This is a genomic window from Mesorhizobium sp. NBSH29 (assembly GCF_015500055.1).
Classification (GTDB): Bacteria; Pseudomonadota; Alphaproteobacteria; order Rhizobiales; family Rhizobiaceae; genus Neomesorhizobium.
Genome location: NZ_CP045492.1, coordinates 2,316,146 through 2,339,185 on the forward strand (window position 1 = coordinate 2,316,146; position 23,040 = coordinate 2,339,185).

Below are 23,040 nucleotides of genomic sequence, written 5' to 3' on the forward strand. Positions count from 1 at the left end.
TTGAGGAGCAAGGTTGCAGCCTATCGGATATGAACCCGCTATGCCGCACTTTCATCGAGTTGTATTGGCAGCTGAGCTTCAGCCCAACAGTCAGGTTTCGCCTGATAGATCAGGCCCGTTCGTTCAAGTTTCGGGCTGGCCATCTGCATGATCCTCGCCGCCGTCACAGCCGGGGCGGGCAGGGTCGCTGGGTCTTCACCAGGAAACGCAAGTGCACGCATAGCGGTGCGGGTACCGCCAGGATCAGCGATGTTGACCCGGAGTGCCATGCTTTTGGTTTCGTCGGCCCATGAGCGAGCGAGAGCCTCTACAGCAGCCTTAGAGGCAGCATAAGGGGCCCAGAATGCACGCCCCGAGTGAGCGGCACTGGAGGACAGTATGATAGCCCGGCCGGCATCGGACTGCCGCAGCAATGGATCTACTGATCGGATCAACCGCCAGGTTCCTGTAACGTTGACTGCCATCACCTTGTCGAACACCTTTGCCTCGACATGACCGATGGGTGAAATCACGCCAAGCACACCGGCGTTGGCTACAAGAATGTCGAGTTTTTTCCAACGTTCATGGATCGCGCCGCCCAACCGGTCGATGCCTGCCATATCGGTCAGGTCGAGCGGTACGAGCGTTGCCTCGCCCTTGCCAGTGCGTGCGTGTTCAGCCTTGATCTCGTCGTCAAGCTCTTCCAGCCCACCAACTGTGCGGGCGACGGCAATGACATGCGCGCCTGCAGCTGCCATCTGCTTTGCAATCTGGTAGCCGATGCCGCGCGAGGCGCCGGTGACCAGGGCAACGCGGTTGCTGAGGTCGGGGGCAGGGGTCATGAGCAAGGGTCCGTCTAGTGATGAAAAGAAATAACAGGCAGTCTATTGCCCGCCAGTCGCTAGCAGCGACAGCGTGCGGACATTGTCGGCACCCTCATGGTCGAGCAGCCGGGTAGGGTACTCGTTGGTGAAGCAGGCATCGCAAAATTGCGGCTGCTCGCTGTCGCGATTGGCTTCTCCGACGGCGCGGTAGAGACCGTTGATGGACAGAAAACCGAGCGAATCAACGCGGATGAACTCGGCCATTTCCTCAATCGTCATGCGAGAGGCAAGCAGCTTCGCTTTTTCTGGCGTATCGACCCCATAAAAACACGAGGCGCGCGTGGGCGGCGAGGCAATGCGCATATGCACTTCACGCGCTCCGGCTTCGCGCACCATCTGCACGATTTTCTGCGAGGTGGTGCCACGCACGATGGAATCATCCACAAGCACGACGCGCTTGCCTTCGATCATCTTGCGATTGGCGTTGTGCTTCAGCTTCACGCCCATGTGCCGGATCGAATCGCCCGGTGAAATGAAGGTGCGACCGACATAGTGGTTGCGGATGATCCCAAGCTCGAACGGGATTCCAGCTTCCTGTGAAAACCCGATTGCGGCCGGTGTGCCGGAATCTGGCACCGGCACGACAATATCGGCGTCGACCGGGCTTTCTATCGCGAGCTCAGAGCCGATGCGCTTGCGAACATCGTAGACGTTGCGGCCCTCAACCGACGAGTCGGGACGGGCGAAGTAAACATATTCAAACACGCAAAAGCGTGTCTTTTGCGGTTCGAACGGAAAATGGCTCTCGATGCCCTTGGTGGTAATCACCACCATTTCGCCCGGCTTGATATCTCGCACAAAGCGCGCGCCGATAATGTCCAGCGCACAGGTTTCAGATGCCAGAATCCATGCGCCGTCCAGATCTCCCAGCACCAGCGGGCGAATGCCGAGCGGGTCGCGAACGCCGATCATCTTTTTCGATGAGAGAGCCACAAGAGAGAATGCACCTTCCAATTGGCGGATCGCATCAATGAATCGCGCATTAAGATCGCGTTCCTTGCTGGTCGCCACGAGGTGCAGAATGGTTTCTGTGTCGGAGGTCGAGGAGAAAATCGAGCCCTTCTGCTGCAACGTCCGCTGCACAGTCATGGCATTGGTGATGTTGCCATTGTGCGCAATCGCCAGCCCGCCAGTTGAAAGCTCCGCGAAAAACGGCTGCACGTTGCGCAGGCCTGCGCCACCGGTCGTGGCATAGCGCGTATGACCAATGGCCCTCGTGCCTGTAAGCCGGTCAATCACCGACTGGCGGGTGAAGGTATCACCAATCAGCCCGACATGGCGCTCGACGTGAAACTGTGTGCCATCGTAGCAAACGATGCCCGCGGCTTCCTGGCCGCGGTGCTGCAGGGCATGTAGTCCGAGCGTAACGATCGCCGCGGCATCTTGGCGCCCGAAGATGCCAAACACCCCGCATTCGTCATGAAAATGATCGTCGGCCTCTGCGGAGAGAGTGTTTTCTGCGTCAACCATTGGGGCCACGGTCTCTTGATTGGGAGATCCGTCATATAAGCCAATCGTAGCTACAACGCCACCTAGAAATCACGATCTACTGTCACTGGCTTTTGGTATGCCCTGGCGCGCTTTCAGCGAGCGCCAAGAAAGTCCATTTTTCCCAACGGAACACCGTTATGGCGCAATATCGCGTAGGCTGTGGTCACGTGGAAGAAAAAATTAGGCAGCGCATAAGTGAGCAAATAGCTCTGCCCCGTAAATGTGATTTCTGCCGTCCGCGTCTTGAAAATGACCTCAGCCTCTTCGCGTCCGTTCATCGCGCTGGCGGGAACCGTTTGGAGAAACGCCACGGTTGCTGCGATCCGTGCCTCTAAATCGTCAAAACTCACCTCATTGTCGTCCATGGGAAGAGGTGGAAGCGCACCAACGCGTACCGCTGCATTTTTAGCTGTGTCGCTGGCGCGTTGGATCTGTGCCGTAAGGGGCGCCATATCCTCATAAAGACGGCCTTGAAGGAGCTTCGAATGGTCAAGTCCGGTTTTATCAGCGAAGGCGCGACCCTTGCGCAAAAAATCGGACATTGCGTCCAGTGTGCGGATGAATACCGGGATGCTGATGTCATGGAGCGCCAGGGTCATAGGGGGCCTCTACCTCAATGCTGCGCGGCCAACGACCGCTGTTGCATTCAGGTAGGCAATAATGACCTCAATTGCGAGATTGTTGCTGACGAATATGTACACGGCAACATCGCGCATACGATTAACAGCGCTCCACAGCTTAGTTGGCGGGCGGCACCTCTTCAGCCGGCGCTTCCTCTACGGGAACCTCATCAGTTTCGCCTTCGGCTGCTGGGGGCGTCGCACTTTCGGCAGGTGGGGTTGCGGTGCTGCCCTCTGGCGCGGGATCGGATGCGGTTCCTGTTTCAGGCTGTAGCCTCTTTAAGATCGACTTTTCCGGATCGTCTGGCAGCAGCGCCTGCAGACGCTGGCCAATATCCGTCAAAAGTGGGCGCGACTTTGCGTCAGAAATCCATGCCGGTGGCTTCTCTCCAACCAACCAGCTGAAGAACAACAGCCCAACCGCAACCACCAGAACGCCACGTGCGGCACCGTAGAGAAAGCCAAGGGTTCGGTCGAGCGCGCCAACGCGAGAGTCGATAATGAAATCGGCGATTTTCATCGTGATCACAGTTACTACGATCAGCGCGATGACAAAGACGACACCAGCTGCCGCAGCCATGGCGATCTGTTCATTGTCGATATGCGGTCGCACATAGGGCAGTACGGCGGGATAGAAGAAAAATGCCGCGGCAGCAGCCGCAACCCAAGAGGCGATGGAAAGAATTTCACGGGAGAATCCGCGCACCATTGCCAGCATCGCTGAAACAAGGGTGAAGCCGATAAGAATTCCGTCAAGCAGCGTAACCGGCATGTCGTCCACTCCATTATGGCAGATCAGATCTACCCGCCAACCGTATCCGGTTAGCCGTCCTCGCGTTCTTTCCTAAGCGACCCAGCTATGCGTACCACCAGATCGGTGAGCGTCGCAGGCTGGAAAGAACCGGCACCAAATCCGCCCGCCGGCTCATCGCCCCCAAGCGGAAGTACCGCCTGTCCAAATCCCAGCTTTTCGGCTTCCTTGAGACGCTGCTGCGCATGTGCAACGGGCCGCACCGCCCCCGAAAGGCTGATTTCGCCGAAATAGACGCAATCGGCTGGAAGGGCAAGGCCGGTGAGGGACGAGACCAACGCCGCTGCCACAGCAAGGTCGGCTGCAGGTTCGGAAATTCGATATCCGCCAGCGACGTTAAGATAAACGTCATGGGTGGCGAAGCGGACGCCGCAATGAGCTTCCAAAACTGCAAGGATCATAGCAAGCCGGGGACTATCCCAGCCAACAACTGCGCGCCTTGGTGTGCCCAGCGGCGATGGCGCAACCAGCGCCTGGATTTCAACCAACACAGGCCGTGTGCCCTCCATGCCTGCAAAAACGGCGGCGCCCGGCGCTTTTGCATGTCGTTCGCCCAGGAAAAGCTCCGAAGGGTTAGAGACTTCGCGCAACCCTTTGTCGGACATTTCAAACACGCCGATCTCGTCGGTCGGTCCAAATCGGTTCTTGACCGTGCGCAGGATGCGGTAATGGTGCCCGCCTTCACCTTCGAAATAGAGCACCGCGTCGACCATATGTTCCACAACACGTGGGCCCGCGATCTGGCCCTCCTTGGTGACATGGCCGACCAGTACGACGGCAGCACCTGTGGATTTCGCGTAGCGGATCACCGCCTGCGCTGAGGCGCGAACCTGTGTGACAGTACCAGGAGCCGAATCAGCCATATCGGTCCATAGGGTTTGGATCGAATCAAGGATGATAAGATCGGGTCTCTTGCCATCGGAAACGGTGGCCAGAATGTCTTCGACATTGGTTTCGGCGGCAAGCTCCACAGGAGAATTGGCGACGCCCAACCGCTGCGCCCGCAAGCGAATTTGCGCTACCGCTTCCTCGCCCGACACATAGACGATGCGATGTCCACGTTCAGCAAGTGCTGCTGCTGCCTGCGTCAGAAGCGTGGACTTGCCGATCCCCGGATCACCGCCGATCAGTATCGCCGAGCCGCGAACAAAACCGCCGCCGGTGGCGCGGTCGAGCTCGCCGATGCCGGAAGCGATGCGCGGAGCATCCTCAATGTCGCCTGACAGTGTTGTCAGCGCTACAGCGCGGCCCTTACGCGCATTGCGACCGGACTGCGGCCCGCTGCCAATGCCGCCGGACGTGCCTTCCTCGACCAGGGTGTTCCACTCCCCGCACGAATCGCATTTGCCCGCCCAGCGCGTATGGACGGCACCGCAACTCTGGCAGATGAATTGAAGGCGCGACTTAGCCATGCAACCTATTCATACCGCTCCGGCAGATGCGAATCTTCCGCTAGGTCCGAGAACCGTGTGAATTCGCCGGTAAAGGCCAGCGAAACTGAGCCCGTTGGTCCGTGGCGCTGTTTGGCGATGATTACTTCAGCCTTGCCCCGCACCTCGTTCATTTCCGTTTCCCACTTGAAATATTCCTCGGTGCCGGGCTTCGGCTCTTTGTTCTTGAGATAATATTCCTCGCGGTAGACGAACATGACAACGTCTGCGTCCTGCTCAATGGATCCCGATTCACGAAGGTCAGAAAGTTGCGGGCGTTTATCATCCCTGCTTTCGACCTGCCGCGAAAGCTGCGACAGCGCGATGATGGGAACGCTGAGTTCTTTGCCGAGTGCCTTGAGTCCGGTGGTGATCTCGGTAATTTCCTGTACGCGGTTTTGCGATGATTTTGCCGACGAACCCTGCATCAGCTGTATATAGTCGATCACGATGACATCGAGCCCGCGTTGGCGCTTAAGCCGCCTTGCACGCGCCGCCAGCTGTGCGATCGAAATGCCACCGGTCTGATCAATGAACAGCGGGATCTTCTGCATAGTCTGAGAACAGGCGACGAGCTTTTCGAAGTCAGTTTCAGTAATCTCGCCGCGGCGGATTTTAGACGACGGAATTTCCGTCTGCTCGGAGATAATACGCGTCGCCAATTGCTCGGACGACATTTCAAGCGAGAAAAATCCGATTACCCCGCCATTGCCAGCTTTGAACGATCCGTCAGCCTGCTGCACCGGCTCATAGGCGTGGGCAATATTGAAGGCGATATTGGTGGCTAGTGAGGTCTTACCCATGCCTGGGCGACCAGCCAGTACGATCAAATCAGACGGTTGCAAGCCACCCATGCGGCGATCAAGGTCGCGTAATCCTGTAGCAACGCCCGAAAGATGTCCGTCACGCATGAAGGCGGCGTTAGCCATGTCGACCGCCGTCTTGACCGCATCGGTGAAACTCTCGAACCCACCATCGTAGCGCCCGGTTTCTGCAAGCTCGAAAAGCCGCCGTTCCGCATCCTCGATCTGATCATGCGGCGACATATCGACAGGCGCATCATAGGCGATGTTGACCATGTCTTCGCCAACTGTGATCAGCGCCCTGCGTGTGGCCAGGTCATAGATAGCACGGCCATAATCGGCCGCATTGATAATGGTGACGGCTTCAGCCGCCAGACGCGCCAAATATTGCGCGACCGTCATATCGCCGACCTTCTCGTCAGACGGCAAAAAGGTTTTCAGCGTCACCGGATTGGCCATCTTGCCCATGCGGATCAGTTCGGAGCCGACCTCAAATACCTTTCGGTGCAGCGGCTCGTAAAAATGCGACGGCTTCAAGAAATCCGAGACGCGGTAAAACGCATCATTGTTTACCATGATCGCGCCGAGCAATGCCTGCTCAGCCTCAATGTTGTTTGGTGCCTCGCGATAAAGCGGCGTTTCCGCCACCGCGATTTTGCGGATTGCCTCGGCCATCTGTCTCTTAAAATCCCCAGTCTTGTTCTTTGCTATCAGACAGTATCGGCCCGTAGTGAAGTTTTGTGCCGCGCCGCCCGAAATTCACAGCCACAGCGCCGCCGTCCACAGCCAACAGAAGCAAATGGCATAAACACTGTTGCGCGAATCGTTTTGGTAAGCCTACCACGCGCCTGAATAGAGAACAAAACAGGAAAGTTCGTTTCGCGCGCTACCGAAAAAATGGACGGTAGCCAGACCGTCTCGCTGGGGCGGTGTCCATGGAATGGGTCACAGCCTTGCCCGGTTGAATTTTCGCGTGCGGAAAAAGCTGCCTGACATAAAAAAATCCCGGACGTTACGGTCCGGGCTTTTTGGCTAATTTCTGAAGTATCAGGCCTCGTCTTCTTCCGCCTCGGCGCCATCTTCGTTTGGATCGAAGAAGCTGTCAGGACGTGCATTCTCGTTGATGTCGTCACCGTAGATGGCTTCCGCAGTGGTCAGCGTCTCGCCCTTCGACTGGCGCTCGGCTTCGTCTGCGGTGCGTGCCACGTTGAGGGTAATAGTCACTTCAACTTCCGGGTGCAGTGCCACGGCAACGTTTGTTAGCCCAATAGCCTTGATCGGCTGGTTGAGTTCGATCTGGTTACGGTTGACAGTAAAGCCCTCGGCGATCAGCAGGTCAGCGATGTCGCGCGTCGAAACTGAACCGTAAAGCTGGCCGGTTTCGCCAGCCGAGCGCACTGCGACGAAGCTCTTTCCATCAAGGCGGTCGGCAACTTCCTGAGCCTCGGACTTGCGCTCTAGGTTGCGTGCTTCAAGCTGAACGCGCTGGCCTTCGAACTTCTGGCTGTTGGCTGCGTTGGCGCGCAATGCCTTGCCCTGGGGCAACAGGAAGTTGCGTCCATAGCCGTCCTTGACCTTGACGGTGTCGCCCATCTGGCCGAGGCGTGAAATGCGTTCGAGAAGAATGACGTCCATGTCGTAGATTCCTTAAATTGTCCGCACGGTTCGCGGCACATTAGTATGGAACAGACAGGAAGCTTTTGCGGCTCTGAGAGCCTTGAATCGCTGTCCTGCCTTGTGGGCAGTTAGAGGCGCGCATTATGGAGCCTCAACCCGGGATTTTATGGAGAGCTTCTTCCGTGCCCGTCACGGTCGAACAATTAGAAACTCCGGCCCGCACTTTTGGGGCGGACCGGAGAGAGATCAATTTACTTTACCACATATGGCAGCAGGCCGAGGAAACGAGCGCGCTTGATCGCCTTGGCGAGTTCACGCTGCTTCTTCTGGCTAACCGCGGTAATACGCGATGGAACGATCTTGCCGCGCTCCGAAATGTAGCGCTGCAGCAGGCGCACGTCCTTGTAGTCGATCCGTGGTGCACTCGCGCCCGAGAACGGGCAGGTCTTGCGACGACGGTGGAAAGGACGGCGGGTAGGGATCTGGTTGATGTCGACCATTATTCTGCACCCCCTTCAGCGCCATCGCGCGGACGGCGCGGGCCACGATCTTCACGTGGACCGCGGTCTTCGCGGGGGCCACGGTCACGGTCGCCAAACGAGCGAGGACCACGATCGCGATCACCGAAGCCACCCCGATCTGAACGCTCTTCACGCTTCTGCATCATGGCAGACGGGCCTTCTTCGTGCTGATCAACCTTGATGGTGATGAAGCGCAGAATGTCTTCTGAAAGACCCATTTGGCGTTCCATCTCGTTCAGGCCGGCTGGCGGCGTGTCGAGATCCATCAGTGTGTAGTAGGCCTTCCGGTTCTTCTTGACCCGGTAGGTAAGGGACTTCAGTCCCCAGTTCTCAACCCGTCCAACGGAACCGCCTGCGGCTTCGATGACACCCTTGTACTGTTCGACAAGCGTATCGACCTGCTGCTGCGAAAGGTCCTGACGAGCAAGAAACACATGTTCATATAGAGCCATTGTTCTTTGCCTTTCTTCGTTTCTCTCCCGGTCCCGGCGGCAAAAGCCTCTGCAACTTCTCTAGACCCGTAAGAGACGGGGAAGAAAGAGCATGACGAGACGGTCGAGAGCGGAGACACGGGAGGCAGAAGCACATCCGGCTTCACGACAGCGGCTTTCCCTTTCGGCAAAACCTACGGCCCTCCGTTCAGCCCCCAGCTAGGACCGGCAGATTGAGGCGGCTCTTACAGGGGAAAGGTGGGGATGGCAAGGGCGTCGGGTGAGTCCGCCCTGCCATTCGTCCTATTCGATCTCGCCCAGATCCCGGACCGCGCCACGCGCCGCGCTGGTAGCAAACGCAGCATAGGCCTTCAATGCGGTGGTGACCTTACGCTTGCGCTTTTCAATGGGTTTCCAGCCGATCTTTTCCTGCTCAACGCGGCGGCTAGCAATTTCAGCTTCGTCAACAACCAGTTTTATGGTTCGGCCCGGAATATCAATCTCGATGGTATCGCCTTCCTGCACCAGTCCGATTAGCCCGCCTTCTGCCGCTTCAGGCGAGACATGGCCGATGGAAAGACCGGACGTGCCGCCTGAAAACCGGCCATCGGTCAAAAGTGCGCAATCCTTGCCGAGCCCCTTCGATTTCAGATAGCTGGTCGGATAGAGCATTTCCTGCATGCCAGGACCACCACGGGGGCCCTCATAGCGGATAACAACGACATCCCCGGCTTTAATCTGGTTGGACAGGATTGCCTTCACACTGGCGTCCTGGCTCTCGAACACACGCGCCGGCCCGCTGAATTTTAGAATGGAATCATCAACCCCGGCAGTTTTTACCACGCAGCCGTCAACGGCAATGTTGCCCTTGAGAACAGCCAATCCGCCGTCCTTGGAGAAGGCGTGGTCCGACGATCGGATAACGCCCGCAGTTCGGTCGAGGTCCAGTTCTTTCCAGCGCTGATCCTGGCTGAATGCCACTTGCGTCGGCACACCACCCGGAGCGGCTTTGTAGAAGTTTCGAACGGACTCGCTGTTGGTGCGCGAAATGTCCCACCGATCAATGGCGTCGCCCAGCGTTGCTGCGTGGACTGTCGGCAGGTCGCGGTTAAGCAGCCCCGCATTGTCGAGTTGGCCCAATATGGCGAAGATGCCGCCTGCGCGGTGCACATCCTCCATGTGTACGTCTGATTTTGCCGGTGCCACCTTGCACAGCACAGGCACCCGGCGTGACAAGGCGTCGATATCATCCATGGTAAAGTCGATCTCACCTTCATGGGCGGCAGCAAGAATGTGCAGCACCGTGTTAGTTGATCCACCCATGGCGACATCGAGCGTCATCGCGTTTTCGAAGGCGCCTTTGGATGCGATGACGCGCGGTAGCGCGGTTTCGTCGTCCTGCTCGTAATAGCGCTGAGCCAGATCAACGATCACATGCCCTGCCTCGACAAACAGACGACGCCTGTCGGCATGGGTAGCGAGCGTCGAGCCGTTGCCCGGCAACGATAGTCCAAGAGCCTCGGTCAAACAGTTCATCGAATTGGCCGTGAACATGCCCGAGCATGAGCCGCAGGTCGGGCACGCCGACCGTTCTATTGTCTGAACGTCTTCGTCACTGACACGCTCGTCGGCCGCCGCAACCATCGCATCGACCAGATCGAGTGCCATTGTCTTGCCATTTAGAACCACTTTGCCCGCTTCCATCGGACCGCCTGAGACGAAAACAGTCGGGATGTTGAGCCGAAGTGAAGCCATCAACATGCCAGGAGTAATCTTGTCGCAGTTGGAGATACAGACCATTGCATCGGCGCAATGCGCATTGACCATATATTCCACGCTGTCAGCGATCAGCTCGCGCGACGGCAGTGAGTAGAGCATCCCGTCATGCCCCATCGCGATCCCGTCATCGACGGCGATTGTATTGAACTCCTTGGCGACACCACCCGCCTTTTCGATCTCGCGTGCCACCAGCTGACCAAGATCTTTAAGATGGACGTGACCAGGAACAAATTGTGTGAATGAATTCACGACCGCAATGATCGGCTTGCCGAAATCGCTATCCTTCATTCCCGTGGCGCGCCAAAGGCCGCGTGCACCGGCCATGTTGCGACCGTGGGTAGTGGTTCTGGAGCGATAGGGTGGCATGGCATCATATCCTGTCGTGCGCTGTCCGGCGCCTCAATATTAGCGCGTCGAACGAAATATCTAAGGGTGCAGTACTCCTGTTATAGAAAAAGTGCTTCTGCGTCACGCCCCAACGAACACGCCGATAGTTACATCCAATCCGGTGCAATTGGGCTATGGTCAAGAATTCTCCGGTCTTGACAGACAAGCCGACGTTGTCGCACAGCCAGACGCCTTAATTGGTTGGAGACGGTAGATGTCGGTGGCGATCACATTCCCGGGGCAGGGCAGTCAGTTAGTCGGCATGGGCAAGGCGCTGGCTGACGCATTTCCGGACGCCCGCCGGGTTTTCGAAGAAGTCGATGCCGCGCTTGGCCAAAAGCTCTCATCGGTTATGTGGGAGGGTCCCGAAGAGACACTGACCCTCACGTCCAACGCCCAGCCGGCGTTGATGGCAGTTTCGCTTGCTGCACTTCGGGCAATGGAAGCTGAAGGGTTTTCGCTGAAAGAAAAGGCCAGCTATGTAGCCGGCCATTCGCTCGGCGAATACTCCGCGCTTGCCGCGGCAGGAACATTTTCCGTCGCGGATGCGGCAAGGTTGTTGCGAATCCGCGGAAATGCGATGCAGGCCGCCGTTCCAGTCGGCGAAGGTGCGATGGCTGCCATCATCGGGTTGGAAATGGATGACGTAGAGTCTGCCTGCCGCGAGGCTTCAGCTTCAGCTCCGTGCCAGATCGCGAACGACAATGGCGGTGGGCAGCTTGTGATTTCAGGCGCGAAGGAGAGCGTAGAACATGCAGCGCGTCTGTGCACCGAAAAAGGAGCCAAACGTGCCATCATGTTGACCGTCTCCGCACCCTTCCACTCAGCCTTGATGGCGCCTGCTGCAGAGGCGATGCGGGAAGCCTTGGCAGCCGTCGAGATGAAAGTTCCATTCGTGCCGGTCATAGCCAACGTCTTGGCCAAGCCACTCACAGACCCGCAGGAGATTGCCGCACGCCTAGTTGACCAGGTTACCGGACGTGTCCGGTGGCGGGAAACAGTTGAATGGTTCGGTAGAAACGGCGTTACAACACTTTATGAGATCGGTGCCGGCAAGGTCCTATCAGGCTTGGCGCGCCGTATCGACAAGGACATTACCTGTACAGTAGTAGGGACGCCCGACGATGTCGCCGCAGCTCTTGCATCGTTCGCCTAGTCTGACCAATTCCGCGCCCGTTTGCGGGCACTCTTCGAGGAGAAAGAAATGTTCGATCTGAACGGACGCAAAGCCTTGGTAACTGGTGCTTCAGGCGGTATCGGCGAGGCGATAGCGAGGCTCCTCCACGCTCAGGGCGCCACGGTTGGCTTGCACGGCACGCGTGTAGAAAAGCTAGAGGCGCTCGCAGAGGAGTTAGGCGACCGGACAAAGCTGTTCCCGGGAGACCTGTCTGATCGCGATGCTGTCAAGGCGCTGGCCCAAAAGGCTGAAGCCGACCTGGAAGGCGTTGATATCTTGGTCAACAATGCCGGCATCACCAAGGATGGCCTTTTTGTACGAATGTCAGACGATGACTGGGATGCCGTCCTGGAGGTCAATCTTACTTCTGTATTCAGGCTTACCCGTGAGTTGACCCATCCGATGATGCGTCGCCGCTATGGCCGCATAATCAACATTACCTCCGTGGTAGGGGTGACGGGAAATCCCGGTCAGGCCAATTATTGTGCTTCCAAGGCCGGGATGATTGGGTTTTCGAAGTCACTGGCGCAGGAGATCGCGTCGCGGAATGTCACAGTCAACTGCGTGGCGCCGGGGTTCATCGAATCGGCCATGACCGGAAAACTTAACGACAAGCAGAAAGAGGGCATTCTCGGTGCTATTCCCATGAAACGCATGGGTACGGGTCAAGAGGTAGCCTCTGCCGTCGCCTACCTTGCCTCTGGCGCAGCTTCATATGTCACCGGCCAGACCATTCATGTGAATGGCGGCATGGCAATGATCTGATTTCACCAAAATGGCTGCGTTTCGCCTTGGACGCGGCCCATTTTTCGTGTAATGCCGCCGCAAGCCGGTGTCGCGGGAAAATGTTCCTCGCGGCACATCCGCAATTGGCGGAAAATCTTTCAGCTTGATTAGCGGCAATCGGGCAGCTAACGAAGACAAATTAAACAGATACGAGGGTTTCCCCAATGAGCGATACCGCAGAACGCGTCAAGAAAATCGTTGTCGAACATCTTGGCGTGGATGCCGATAAGGTAATCGAAGGCGCCAGCTTCATCGACGATCTCGGCGCAGACAGCCTAGATACGGTTGAGCTCGTGATGGCGTTTGAGGAAGAGTTCGGCGTAGAGATTCCTGACGACGCTGCCGAGACCATCCTCACCGTCGGCGACGCGGTGAAGTTTATCGATAAGGCCTCGGCGGCCTGATCGTTTCGCGACATAAACCGGCATCCGGGTACCTGCAATGAGACGCGTCGTCGTTACTGGTATGGGGCTTCTCTCACCGTTTGGTGTAGGGGTTGAGCACGGATGGGCAAACATCCTGTCGGGCAAAAGTGCTGCCCGACGGGTTACTGAATTTGAGGTCGACGACCTTCCCTGCAAGATCGCGCATATTATCCCTAGGGGAGATGGCAGCGATGGCAGCTTCAATCCCGAATCCTACCTTGAGACCAAGGAACTGCGCAAAATTGGGGATTTTATCCTCTATGGAATTGCCGCTGCTGATGAGGCTTTGAGGGATTCTGGCTGGCAACCACAGTCCGACGATGACCGCAATGCTACCGGCGTTATGATCGGCTCGGGCATTGGCGGCATTGATGGAATCGCCGACAACGCCATAATTCTCAAGGAACGCGGCCCGCGACGCATCAGCCCGTTCTTTATCCCCGGAAATATCATCAATCTGGTATCCGGTCAGGTTTCCATAAGGCATGGCCTCAAGGGTCCGAACCATGCGGTTGTTACGGCCTGTTCAACTGGTGCCCACGCCATTGGCGATGCTGCGCGTCTGATCATCTTCGGCGACGCTGACGTCATGTTGGCCGGTGGTGCCGAAGCTCCTGTGACCCGCCTTTCTCTCGCTGGTTTTGCTGCCTGCCGTGCCCTCTCGACCGACCGCAACGACACACCAGAGACAGCTTCGCGTCCCTATGATCGCGACCGCGATGGTTTTGTCATGGGCGAGGGCGCCGGCGTGGTTGTTCTAGAGGAGCTCGAACATGCCAAGGCGCGTGGCGCTAAAATTTATGCCGAAGTGACCGGATACGGATTGACCGGTGACGCACATCACATCACCGCACCGGCGGAAGATGGAGACGGCGCATATCGCTGCATGAAGGCCGCGCTAAAACGCGCTGGGCTGACACCTGCTGATATTGACTACATCAATGCACACGGTACTTCGACGATGGCGGATACTATTGAGCTCGGCGCAGTCGAGCGACTGGTAGGTGATGCTGCCTCGAAAATCTCGATGTCGTCGACCAAATCGGCTATCGGCCATCTGCTTGGTGCGGCAGGGGCTGCCGAGGCGATTTTCTCGATCCTTGCAATCCGTGACAATATTGTGCCGCCGACTATCAACCTGGACAATCCAGAGGTCGAAACCGCTCTCGATCTTGTGGCGCACCAGCCGCGCAAGCGCAAAGTTGATGTCGCCTTGTCAAATTCGTTCGGTTTCGGCGGCACCAATGCGTCGCTGATCTTCCAGCGTTACAACGGCTGAAATCGACGCATCAAGCGTTTGCCGTGAATTGCGCCTAATTCGAATTTAGTGAGTTCTCGGTGAAACTCATCGAAAGAGAAAGTGCTTTGGGAAGATGAATACGACCCCGGACAACCAGACCGAGTTCGGAAAGCGGGCCACTGCAGCGACTCCGATTGTTCCAAAATCTGCCAGTGAGGCTTTGCGGCCCGAAAACGGCACGCCACCTCCGGCCAAACGCCAGCGTTCGCGGCGTGCGCGCAGCCAGTTCATCGTCTTTCTAAATCTCTTGATGTCGACCGTGGTCCTCACTGTTCTTGCTGCCGGTGCGGTGGTTTACGTTGGCAAGCTCAGCTTCGAGGGTAAGGGACCGTCCGCAACGCCAGCCACATATCTGGTGAAGCCGCGATCTGGTTGGTCAGAGACGGCAGACCAACTCGAACGGCGTGGTCTTATCAGCGATGCGCGCATTTTCCAGATGGGCGTGCGCGCCTATGGAAATTCATCCGCCCTGAAGGCTGGCGAATATGAAATCAAGCCTGGTGCTTCTATGCACGAGGTGATGGACGCGCTGACAAGTGGTAAGTCGATCCTCTATTCGGTTACGATACCAGAAGGACTGACGGTCCAGCAGATATGGCAACGCATTGCCGAAAACGAAGCTCTGACTGGAGACATGCCAGCCGAGATGCCTCCGGAGGGAACACTTGCAGCCGATACGGTGCGGGTGACGCGCGGCACGCCGCGTGAGCAGGTGATTGACAAACTGAAGGCTGATCAGAAGAAGTTGGTGGAAGAAATCTGGGAGCGCCGTGCTAGCGGGCTTCCCATCGAAACGATTGAAGAATTCGTCACTCTCGCCTCGATCGTCGAGAAGGAAACAGGCAGAGGCGATGAGCGCTCGCGCGTGGCATCGGTATTCATCAACCGGCTGAACAAGGGAATGCGGCTGCAGTCAGACCCTACGATCATCTACGGCATCTTCGGAGGTGCCGGAAAGCCTGCTGATCGACCAATTTACAAATCGGAAATAACCAAACCGACGCCCTACAATACCTATGTCATCGACAGGCTTCCGCCCACACCGATTGCCAATCCGGGGAGGGCTGCGCTGGAAGCGGTGGCAAACCCATCGCAAACCAAGGATATATACTTCGTTGCAGATGGTACCGGGGCCCACGTTTTCGCTGAAACGCTTGATGAGCACAACGCGAACGTTGCGCGCTATCGGGCAGCTATGAAGAAACAGGCCGAGGAAGCCGCCGAGACTAAGGACGGCGACGCCGAAAAGCCTGCAGAATAGGGGCCAGATATGGCTCGTTACAGGGACTAAAAATGGCTTTGCAAAGCATGACCGGCTTTGCGCGGTCGTCCGCCGATGTTGCGGGCGTCGCGATCAGTTGGGAGCTCAAATCCGTCAACGGCAAGACCGTCGACGCACGATTGCGTCTGCCGCTGGGGTTCGAGCGTATCGAAGGATTGGCTCGCCAGGCGATCCAGAAGCGATTTTCACGCGGCAACATTCAAGCGACCTTGAGCGTAGCAAAGCACGGCGCACAGGTGCAGCCTGTGATCAACGAGGCGTTTCTCAAGGATGTCGCGGCGCTGGCGCAGCGGCTCGAGCAGCAGTTCGGCGCATCTCCTGCAAGCGCTGACGGGCTGCTTGCGCTGCGCGGTGTACTCGATCTTCCCGAAACAGCCGAAGATGACACTGCGCGCTTGTCCTCGGAGGGCACCATCCTTGCCGCTCTCGATGAAGCGCTGGGTGGCCTCGAAGCTGCGCGTCTCGCGGAGGGCCGCGCGCTCGGAGATTTGCTGGCCGGGCATGTCACGATCATTGAACAACTCACTGCGCGCGCCGAAACCGATCCGTCACGCCAACCGGCCATCATTCGCCAACGTCTCGCCGAGCAAGTAGCGCTCCTCATGGATGCCAGCACCAACTTAGACGAACAGCGCCTGCACATGGAGGCGGCGTTCCTCGCAACCAAGGCTGATATCCGCGAGGAAATTGACAGGCTTACGACACATGTCGCTTCAGGGCGCGCGCTGCTGGCCACTGGAGGGCCGATTGGCAGAAAGCTCGATTTCTTGGCGCAGGAATTTAATCGGGAATCAAATACTCTATGCTCCAAGTCCAATTCCGGCGCTGTGACCGCGATAGGTTTGGAGTTAAAGGCCGTGGTAGACCAGTTTCGTGAACAAGTCCAAAATCTGGAGTAGAGCATGCCCCGTCAAAACGCATCCTCTGCCATCCGCCGCCGCGGCCTGATGCTAGTGTTGTCTTCTCCGTCTGGCGCGGGCAAATCGACGATTGCCCGCAACCTTCTGGAAGACAAGGAGATGGACCTTGTGCTTTCCGTGAGTGTCACTACGCGCCAACGGCGGCCGAGCGAGATTGAGGGCGTGCACTATCATTTCGTTTCGACCCGCGAGTTCGAACGGCTGCGGGATTCCGATGCTTTGCTGGAATGGGCCGAGGTTCACGGCAATTTCTACGCGACGCCGCGCGAACCCGTAGAAGCAGCCATGGCCACCGGACAAGATATGTTGTTCGACATTGACTGGCAGGGGACGTCGCAGATGAAGGATAAGATGCGGGCCGACATCGTCTCCATTTTCATTCTGCCACCGTCCATGCGGGAGTTGAAAGCGCGGTTGAAGCGTCGGGCGGAGGATCAGGAGTCAGTTATCGAAATGCGCCTGACCAACGCCCGCGTCGAGATCGAGCACTGGCGCGATTATGATTTCATTATCATCAATGATGACCTCGACCGCGCCTACCAGGAGGTCCGAGCCATCGTGACAGCTGAGCGGTTGCGTCGCGATCGACGTCCAGGTCTGTTCGAATTCGCCTCTGGCCTGCTCGACGAAACTGTAGCCTGATCGCCTTACCAGCGCCCAGTCCACTTTCCGATTAATGCGCCAGTGCCTGTCAAAATGGCGATTGCCAGCGGATACCAGATCGCAACAAACAGCGGCGAATCATCATTGCACTGCGCGGCGTAAAAGGTTGCGGCGATGGCACCCGCCAGCAATCCGGCAGTGCCGCCCGCCAGCCCCGGGCGAGTTGGAGCACCATATCGCAGAACAGAAAGAAAGATGACCAGCGGCCCAAGTCCTATCAACGGGATGTAGGTAAGACATATTGTGCTGTTCGAGCCGAAAGCTGCTGCCCTCCAACCGTCCGATGGCAGCAGGAAAAGTTCAAAAATTACGGCAATAGCCAAGATCCCTGGAGCAACTAGCAGGCTGACCGACACGTCTCGCCAGCTTGAGCCCGGACGCGACAAAGCGCGTGTCGCACCAAACGCGCCTGTTGCCAGGGCAAGAGTCACCACAAATTTGAACAGAAAGCGCGATGTTTGCGACGCGTGTGCGATATCGGGCCGGAACCCCAATGTTCCAAAAAACACTGCTCCGGCCACAAGGGAAGCGCCGACGAGGGCAACCCACCAGACGGTTCGCAATTGCGGCTTGCCTTGCATGGTGTCTGCAGCCAGCGCCTTGATGAGATCGTCTGTCTTCATGTCAGGTGCGCCCGAACCGCCTTGCGATTGCTGCGAGGCCACGGTGCAGGCTTACTCGCACGGCGGTCTCACTCATGCCAAGCGTGGTAGCTGTTTCGCTGATCGACCGGCCTTCGACCGAGATCGCCGAGACAACAGAGCGCTGACCGGGCGCCAGAGATTGCAGCGCCCGATTAACCTCCCAGTCGCGCACGGTATCAGGTTGTTGGTCCGCAATCGTTTCCACAAAGTCCTCTATGGTCGTCTCCATGCGCCTGCCATTCCGGCGAAATGCGTCGATGAGTTTGTGCCGGGCAATAGCATAGAGCCAGGGTGTCACCGGCGCATTGTTGTCCCAGGTATGTCGTTTGATGTGGATGGCAAGGAGCGTCTCCTGAACGATGTCTTCCGCATCGAGGCTTCCTGAGGTAATCCTGTGTCGGGCAAAGCCACGTACAAGCGCTGCGGCGCGCTCGAGGAAGTCAACGTAAGCGCGTTCGTCACCCGCGATCCCCTTGCGCAAGAGTCCGGCAATATGCGCATCGCCGTTGCCGTCCACTCGTAATTCCCTCATTTCGCCATTCACGCGCCTTTGTTACATGTGATGCAAAATTTTGCACAAGCGCCAAGCTCAACGATCACGAATTCGTGTCACCGCGTGAGCGTAACAATAGCTCATCATCACCGAACTGGCTTGTACGCACCGCACAAAGGTGCGCTGAAAATCAAACCGGAGATGAGATCATGTCTGCACGTTCAATCGTCGGCACAGCCGCTCTTGCCAGTGCCGTAGCCACTGCCCTGGCTTCGGCCTCTTTCGCTGCCCCACTGTCAGAAGCGCAGGTGAAGATGGCCATGGAAAAGAAGATGGAAAAGTGTTTCGGCGTTGCCATGAAGGGCCAGAATGACTGTGCTGCTGGTGCTGGCACGACCTGTCAGGGCACCTCAACGATGGATTATCAGGGAAATGCTTGGAAGTTCGTTGATGCAGGCACTTGCGCCAGCATGATGCTGCCGGGCGAGCGCCATGGCGCACCGGACGCGTTGACCCGCGACATTCCCACCTGATGAAAAGCGCCGGAAAGTGTGAGGCTGCCATGAATGGCTTTTCCAACACCCCCTATCTGCAGGCAAAACACTTTCCGGCCTATTCTGCCGCTGGCCTTGCCGGCACCAGCTTTAAACATGAACACATGTCAGCGATCTTTGACGGAGTGCCACAGCGTGGGTTCTTCGAAGTGCATGCCGAAAACTATATGGGTGCCGGCGGTCCGCCGCATGATGCACTGACCAGATTACGCCGCGATTACCCGGTCTCGCTGCATGGAGTCTGCATGTCCATCGGCGGACCAAGTCAGCTTGATCGCGAGCACCTTGCTCGGTTTAAATCGCTCGTCGATCGCTACCAACCAGCAATGGTGTCCGAGCATCTCGCCTGGTCGACACATGAAACCACTTTCTACAACGACTTGCTCCCGCTTCCATACACAAGCGCTTCGCTGGCAAGCGTAGCTGAACATATCGATCAGATGCAGTCCGCCATCGGCCGCACGATCTTACTCGAAAATCCGTCTACTTACGTACTTTTTCGACAATCCACGTTTACGGAGACCGATTTTCTTACCGAGCTTGTGCGCCGCACTGGCTGTGGACTGCTGCTCGATATCAACAATGTTTTCGTCTCCGCGACCAATCACGGCTATGCCGCCCTCGACTATCTCGCCGAATTCCCTCTTGATTCCGTCGGTGAGATCCATCTTGCCGGCCATGCGGAGCAGGAAGACGATGAGGGCGATCTGCTCTTGATCGATAGCCATGACGGACCGGTCGCGGATGCCGTCTGGAAGCTCTTTGAGATCGTTGTCAGCAGAAGCGGGCCGCTGCCAACGCTGGTCGAGTGGGATAGCACCATTCCTCAATGGCCGGTTTTAAAGGCGGAAGCTGCCGCTGCGCAGGCCATTATGGATAGATGGATTCCACACGCCGAGAAACGGGCTCAGTACCATGCAATTGCCTGACGCTGCGCATGAGTTCAGTACGAGCTTCGCTACGCCCTTACTTGACCCGAAGCGCGCTCCGCCTGTCGAGGTGATGGGGCCGAATGGCAAAGGCGCGGTTAAGCGATATGCGGTTTATCGCAACAATGTCACAGTCAGTCTTATCGAAGCACTGACGGCGAGCTTCCCGGCAGTTCAACGGATCACGGGTGATCATTTTTTCCGGGCGATGGCGCGGTTTCATATTCGGGAGACACCGCCTGTATCACCGCTGCTATTTGAATATGGCAGCGACTTCCCAGGCTTCATAAGGCGCTATGAACATGCCCAATCCATACCATGGCTCTCAGACGTCGCTTCGGTTGAACGCGCCTGGCTTGATGCCTATCACGCCGCAGATCAAAAACCTTTGGCGCCCGAAGCGCTGGCGGGGGTCGCACCCGAAAATCTTGCTGATGTTCGATTGAAGCCCCATCCGGCAACGCGCGTGGTGCGTGCCGGCTTTCCAGCCATAAGCATCTTTGCAGCCAACCGGAGCAGCGGGCCAGTTGGACCCATTGACGTGCAAGGACCGGAAGATGGGCTGATCACCCGGCCCGGCCTGGAGGTTGTTGTGCGCCACTTGCCCCTAGGCGGCGCTGTCTTTTTCACCTGCTTGATGGCTGGCATGACGTTGGGCGATGCGGTGGAAGCGGCCACAGCTGAGAACGCGACTTTTGACATAGCTGCCAACATCGCGGGCATGATTGAAGCTGGCGCTTTCGCCACCATCCATTCAGGAGATTGATCTATGACGATGGTCAACACAGGCAGAAAAAATAGCCTTTCGGCCAACGTGCAGCGGACCAATGCAATGGCCACACACATCGCATCCGGGTGGATCGCGCCAACCGTGCTGCGATTGGCTCTTGCCGTTCCGTTTTGGCGCTCGGGTGTCAACAAATGGGATGGGTTCCTGCAGCTGAACCCCACCGCCATCTACCTGTTCAGCGATGAGTTCAAACTTCACTTGCCGGGGGGGCCTTATAGCTATCCCGCACCCGGTTTGATGGCGTTTGTTTCAGGCAGCGCCGAGATCCTGCTACCGATCCTTCTCGTCGTGGGGCTCTTTTCCCGCGCTGCCGCGTTGGCGCTTTTTGGAATGACACTGGTGGTGCAGCTTACCGTGCCTGATGGGTGGCCGATCCATATCACATGGGCAGCGATGGCCCTGGCGCTTATCGCATGGGGCCCGGGCCGCTTCTCGCTCGATCGAGTGGCAGGCATCGAGCGCGCTTGATGGTGGTCGGACGCAGCTCGCTAAAGAGCGTTGGCCAGTTGGACGAATTCCGCGACGCTAAGTGTTTCGGCCCGACGAGTCGGGTCGATACCGACGCGGTCCAGGAGCGCTTCTCCACCCAGAATTTTGATGCTTTGGCGCAGCATTTTGCGACGCTGGCCGAATGCCGCCTCGGTCACCCGGCCAAGGATTTTGACATCGGCAACAAGCGGTGCCTCCCGCGGCACCAAATGAACGACCGAAGAAGTTACCTTGGGTGGCGGCGAAAAAGCCTGAGGAGGGATATCGAAAGCGATATGCGCGCGTGTGCGCCATCCAGCCAAAATCCCCAGCCGCCCATACGCGCTGTCCCCGGCCTCAGCCACGATGCGCTGTGCAACTTCACGTTGGAACATCAGCGTGAGCGACTCATAGAAGGGCGGCCAACGGGTATCCGTCAGCCAGCGGATCAATAGCTCCGTGCCGATGTTATACGGCAGGTTTGCGACGATCCGGACTGGTCCATCAGGCGCAAGTGATGCAAAATCGGTCTTCATTGCATCACCGGAAACAATCTCCAGCCGTCCGGGATAGTGTTCCGATACTTCTGCTAGAGCCGCCAGGCAGCGCTCATCGCGTTCGATGGCAATGACTTTTTTCGCGCCGTGCATCAGCAGCGCACGGGTCAGCCCCCCCGGTCCGGGACCAACCTCAATGATGGTGTGATGCGAAAGATCACCGGCGACGCGTGCGACTTTGCTGGTGAGGTTGAGATCAAGCAAAAAATTCTGGCCAAGCGATTTTTTAGCCGCGATCTGGTGGCGCTGAATCACATCGCGCAGCGGCGGCAGTCCATCGACGCTCATGTGGGGTCAACGCGGTTGTCTGCGAGATGGCGGGCAAGCTTGAGTGCCGCAATCAGGCTGTCGGGTCGCGCGATACCCTTGCCAGCAATATCGAAGGCCGTACCGTGATCGGGCGAGGTCCGAATAAAGGGAAGTCCAAGTGTCACATTCACCGCTTCGTCAAAGGCCAGTGCTTTAGCTGGAATGAGCGCCTGGTCATGATACATGCAAATCGCGACATCGTAGTTCTGGCGCGCCCGCGCATGAAACATGGTGTCGGCGGGCAGCGGACCGATTGCGTCGATGCCCTCGGCGCGCAGAGCTGTCACAGCAGGGCGAACGATCGCGTCGTCTTCACGCCCCATTGAGCCCTCTTCGCCGGCATGCGGGTTAAGGCCCGATATGGCAAGCCGCGGACGAGCAATGCCGAAGCGGTGGGAAAGATCGCGGGCTGTGGTACGCGCCGCAGTGACAATCATCTCAACCGTCAGTGTGGAAGGAACATCGGCCAGGGCGATATGAATGGTCACCGGCACGGTGCGCAGGTCCGGTCCGGCAAGCATCATCACCGGCGTGGCAGGTATGCCGGTCAATTGCTGCGCCAGATGCGCCAGAAATTCGGTGTGACCGGGAAATAGGAAACCGGCATCATACAGCGGCTTTTTGGCAATAGGGGCGGTAACGACAGCGCTTGCCTCCCCGGCGAGCGAGAATTGCACCGCCTTCTCTATCGACGCGATAATACCGGCGGCATTGACCGAACTCGGCTGGCCTGGGGAATCCACAAAAGCCTCCGCCAGCGGCAATACGGGTAGTGCATGCTCAAATGCCTGCTCTGCATCGCCTGGTCCCGCTTCACGGATTGGTATCGTCAGGCCAAGAAGACGCGCCCGCGATTTCAGAAGGTCCGGGTCGCCGATCAGGAAAAAAGGTGGAACGCCATGGCTGTCACGCAATAACCATGCAGCAATCGAAATCTCGGGACCAATGCCGGAAGGATCGCCCGCCGTCAGCGCAAGAGGCGGCACGACA

At 57.6% G+C, this 23,040-nt stretch carries 25 protein-coding genes; 11 read left to right on the forward strand and 14 right to left on the reverse strand.

Features of this window, described 5'->3' with window-relative positions:
• Positions 1-38: 38 nt before the first annotated feature.
• From GA830_RS11520 to ilvD, 10 genes are all read right to left on the reverse strand, one after another.
• On the reverse strand, positions 39-821 hold the full coding sequence (locus GA830_RS11520; protein ID WP_195161997.1) for an SDR family NAD(P)-dependent oxidoreductase: 783 nt from the start codon (positions 819-821) through the stop codon (positions 39-41).
• Positions 822-863: 42 nt separating this feature from the next.
• Positions 864-2,333, reverse strand: coding sequence for an amidophosphoribosyltransferase (gene purF, locus GA830_RS11525; RefSeq protein WP_195161998.1), 1,470 nt, complete (start codon positions 2,331-2,333; stop codon positions 864-866).
• A 113-nt stretch (positions 2,334-2,446) separates the two neighbouring features.
• Complete coding sequence (locus GA830_RS11530) at positions 2,447-2,953, reverse strand: DUF1993 domain-containing protein (protein ID WP_195161999.1); 507 nt, start codon at positions 2,951-2,953, stop codon at positions 2,447-2,449.
• Positions 2,954-3,092: 139 nt separating this feature from the next.
• Positions 3,093-3,746, reverse strand: a complete 654-nt coding sequence (locus GA830_RS11535) for a CvpA family protein (RefSeq protein WP_195162000.1) — start codon at positions 3,744-3,746, stop codon at positions 3,093-3,095.
• Positions 3,747-3,796: 50 nt separating this feature from the next.
• Positions 3,797-5,197, reverse strand: a complete 1,401-nt coding sequence (gene radA / locus GA830_RS11540) for a DNA repair protein RadA (protein ID WP_195162001.1) — start codon at positions 5,195-5,197, stop codon at positions 3,797-3,799.
• Positions 5,198-5,202: 5 nt separating this feature from the next.
• On the reverse strand, positions 5,203-6,693 hold the full coding sequence (locus GA830_RS11545; RefSeq protein WP_195162002.1) for a replicative DNA helicase: 1,491 nt from the start codon (positions 6,691-6,693) through the stop codon (positions 5,203-5,205).
• 372 nt (positions 6,694-7,065) lie between these two features.
• Positions 7,066-7,653: a 50S ribosomal protein L9 gene (gene rplI / locus GA830_RS11550; protein ID WP_195162003.1), complete on the reverse strand. Its 588-nt coding sequence runs from the start codon at positions 7,651-7,653 to the stop codon at positions 7,066-7,068.
• A 233-nt stretch (positions 7,654-7,886) separates the two neighbouring features.
• The gene (rpsR, locus tag GA830_RS11555) at positions 7,887-8,135 is read right to left on the reverse strand and encodes a 30S ribosomal protein S18 (RefSeq protein WP_195162004.1); all 249 of its coding nucleotides are present in this window, start codon (positions 8,133-8,135) and stop codon (positions 7,887-7,889) included.
• The gene (gene rpsF / locus GA830_RS11560) at positions 8,135-8,608 is read right to left on the reverse strand and encodes a 30S ribosomal protein S6 (RefSeq protein WP_195162005.1); all 474 of its coding nucleotides are present in this window, start codon (positions 8,606-8,608) and stop codon (positions 8,135-8,137) included. Before rpsF ends, rpsR begins: the two co-directional genes overlap by 1 nt.
• Positions 8,609-8,890: 282 nt before the next feature.
• Positions 8,891-10,732: a dihydroxy-acid dehydratase gene (gene ilvD, locus GA830_RS11565; protein ID WP_195162006.1), complete on the reverse strand. Its 1,842-nt coding sequence runs from the start codon at positions 10,730-10,732 to the stop codon at positions 8,891-8,893.
• Between the two features lie 235 nt (positions 10,733-10,967).
• Between ilvD and fabD the strand changes: the two genes are divergently transcribed.
• From fabD to gmk, 7 genes are all read left to right on the forward strand, one after another.
• Positions 10,968-11,909, forward strand: a complete 942-nt coding sequence (fabD, locus tag GA830_RS11570) for an ACP S-malonyltransferase (RefSeq protein WP_195162007.1) — start codon at positions 10,968-10,970, stop codon at positions 11,907-11,909.
• Positions 11,910-11,957: 48 nt separating this feature from the next.
• Positions 11,958-12,695 (forward strand): 3-oxoacyl-[acyl-carrier-protein] reductase, encoded by a 738-nt coding sequence (fabG, locus tag GA830_RS11575; RefSeq protein ID WP_195162008.1) that lies wholly within the window; start codon positions 11,958-11,960, stop codon positions 12,693-12,695.
• A gap of 185 nt (positions 12,696-12,880) precedes the next feature.
• Positions 12,881-13,120, forward strand: a complete 240-nt coding sequence (locus GA830_RS11580; protein WP_195162009.1) for an acyl carrier protein — start codon at positions 12,881-12,883, stop codon at positions 13,118-13,120.
• A 37-nt stretch (positions 13,121-13,157) separates the two neighbouring features.
• The gene (gene fabF, locus GA830_RS11585) at positions 13,158-14,420 is read left to right on the forward strand and encodes a beta-ketoacyl-ACP synthase II (RefSeq protein ID WP_195162010.1); all 1,263 of its coding nucleotides are present in this window, start codon (positions 13,158-13,160) and stop codon (positions 14,418-14,420) included.
• Positions 14,421-14,514: 94 nt separating this feature from the next.
• A complete protein-coding gene (mltG, locus tag GA830_RS11590) occupies positions 14,515-15,702 on the forward strand; it encodes an endolytic transglycosylase MltG (RefSeq protein ID WP_195162011.1) in 1,188 nt (395 codons plus the stop codon).
• Positions 15,703-15,734: 32 nt separating this feature from the next.
• Complete coding sequence (locus GA830_RS11595) at positions 15,735-16,622, forward strand: YicC/YloC family endoribonuclease (RefSeq protein ID WP_195162012.1); 888 nt, start codon at positions 15,735-15,737, stop codon at positions 16,620-16,622.
• A 3-nt stretch (positions 16,623-16,625) separates the two neighbouring features.
• Positions 16,626-17,285 carry a guanylate kinase gene (gmk, locus tag GA830_RS11600; protein WP_195162013.1) on the forward strand — a complete coding sequence of 220 codons (660 nt, stop codon included), beginning with the start codon at positions 16,626-16,628 and terminating at the stop codon, positions 17,283-17,285.
• 5 nt (positions 17,286-17,290) lie between these two features.
• On the opposite strand, the gene GA830_RS11605 is transcribed toward gmk, so the two are convergent.
• Positions 17,291-17,929: an NrsF family protein gene (locus tag GA830_RS11605; RefSeq protein ID WP_195162014.1), complete on the reverse strand. Its 639-nt coding sequence runs from the start codon at positions 17,927-17,929 to the stop codon at positions 17,291-17,293.
• Position 17,930: 1 nt separating this feature from the next.
• On the reverse strand, positions 17,931-18,482 hold the full coding sequence (locus GA830_RS11610; protein ID WP_374939264.1) for a sigma-70 family RNA polymerase sigma factor: 552 nt from the start codon (positions 18,480-18,482) through the stop codon (positions 17,931-17,933).
• Between the two features lie 170 nt (positions 18,483-18,652).
• On the opposite strand from GA830_RS11610, the gene GA830_RS11615 reads away from it, so the two are divergent.
• From GA830_RS11615 to GA830_RS11630, 4 genes are all read left to right on the forward strand, one after another.
• Entirely contained in the window at positions 18,653-18,976 is a 324-nt protein-coding gene (locus GA830_RS11615) for a BufA1 family periplasmic bufferin-type metallophore (RefSeq protein ID WP_195162015.1), read from the forward strand.
• A gap of 29 nt (positions 18,977-19,005) precedes the next feature.
• Positions 19,006-19,926 carry an MNIO family bufferin maturase gene (bufB, locus tag GA830_RS11620; protein ID WP_195162016.1) on the forward strand — a complete coding sequence of 307 codons (921 nt, stop codon included), beginning with the start codon at positions 19,006-19,008 and terminating at the stop codon, positions 19,924-19,926.
• A complete protein-coding gene (locus GA830_RS11625; protein ID WP_195162017.1) occupies positions 19,913-20,692 on the forward strand; it encodes an HvfC/BufC N-terminal domain-containing protein in 780 nt (259 codons plus the stop codon). The genes bufB and GA830_RS11625 overlap by 14 nt, the downstream gene beginning before the upstream one ends.
• Positions 20,693-20,758: 66 nt before the next feature.
• Positions 20,759-21,184 (forward strand): DoxX family protein, encoded by a 426-nt coding sequence (locus GA830_RS11630; protein ID WP_258045416.1) that lies wholly within the window; start codon positions 20,759-20,761, stop codon positions 21,182-21,184.
• Between the two features lie 20 nt (positions 21,185-21,204).
• Here the strand turns inward: GA830_RS11630 and rsmA are convergent, their stop codons facing one another.
• Both rsmA and pdxA read right to left on the reverse strand, forming a co-directional pair.
• Entirely contained in the window at positions 21,205-22,029 is an 825-nt protein-coding gene (gene rsmA / locus GA830_RS11635; RefSeq protein ID WP_195162019.1) for a 16S rRNA (adenine(1518)-N(6)/adenine(1519)-N(6))-dimethyltransferase RsmA, read from the reverse strand.
• On the reverse strand, positions 22,026-23,036 hold the full coding sequence (pdxA, locus tag GA830_RS11640; protein WP_195162020.1) for a 4-hydroxythreonine-4-phosphate dehydrogenase PdxA: 1,011 nt from the start codon (positions 23,034-23,036) through the stop codon (positions 22,026-22,028). Before pdxA ends, rsmA begins: the two co-directional genes overlap by 4 nt.
• Positions 23,037-23,040: the final 4 nt, after the last annotated feature.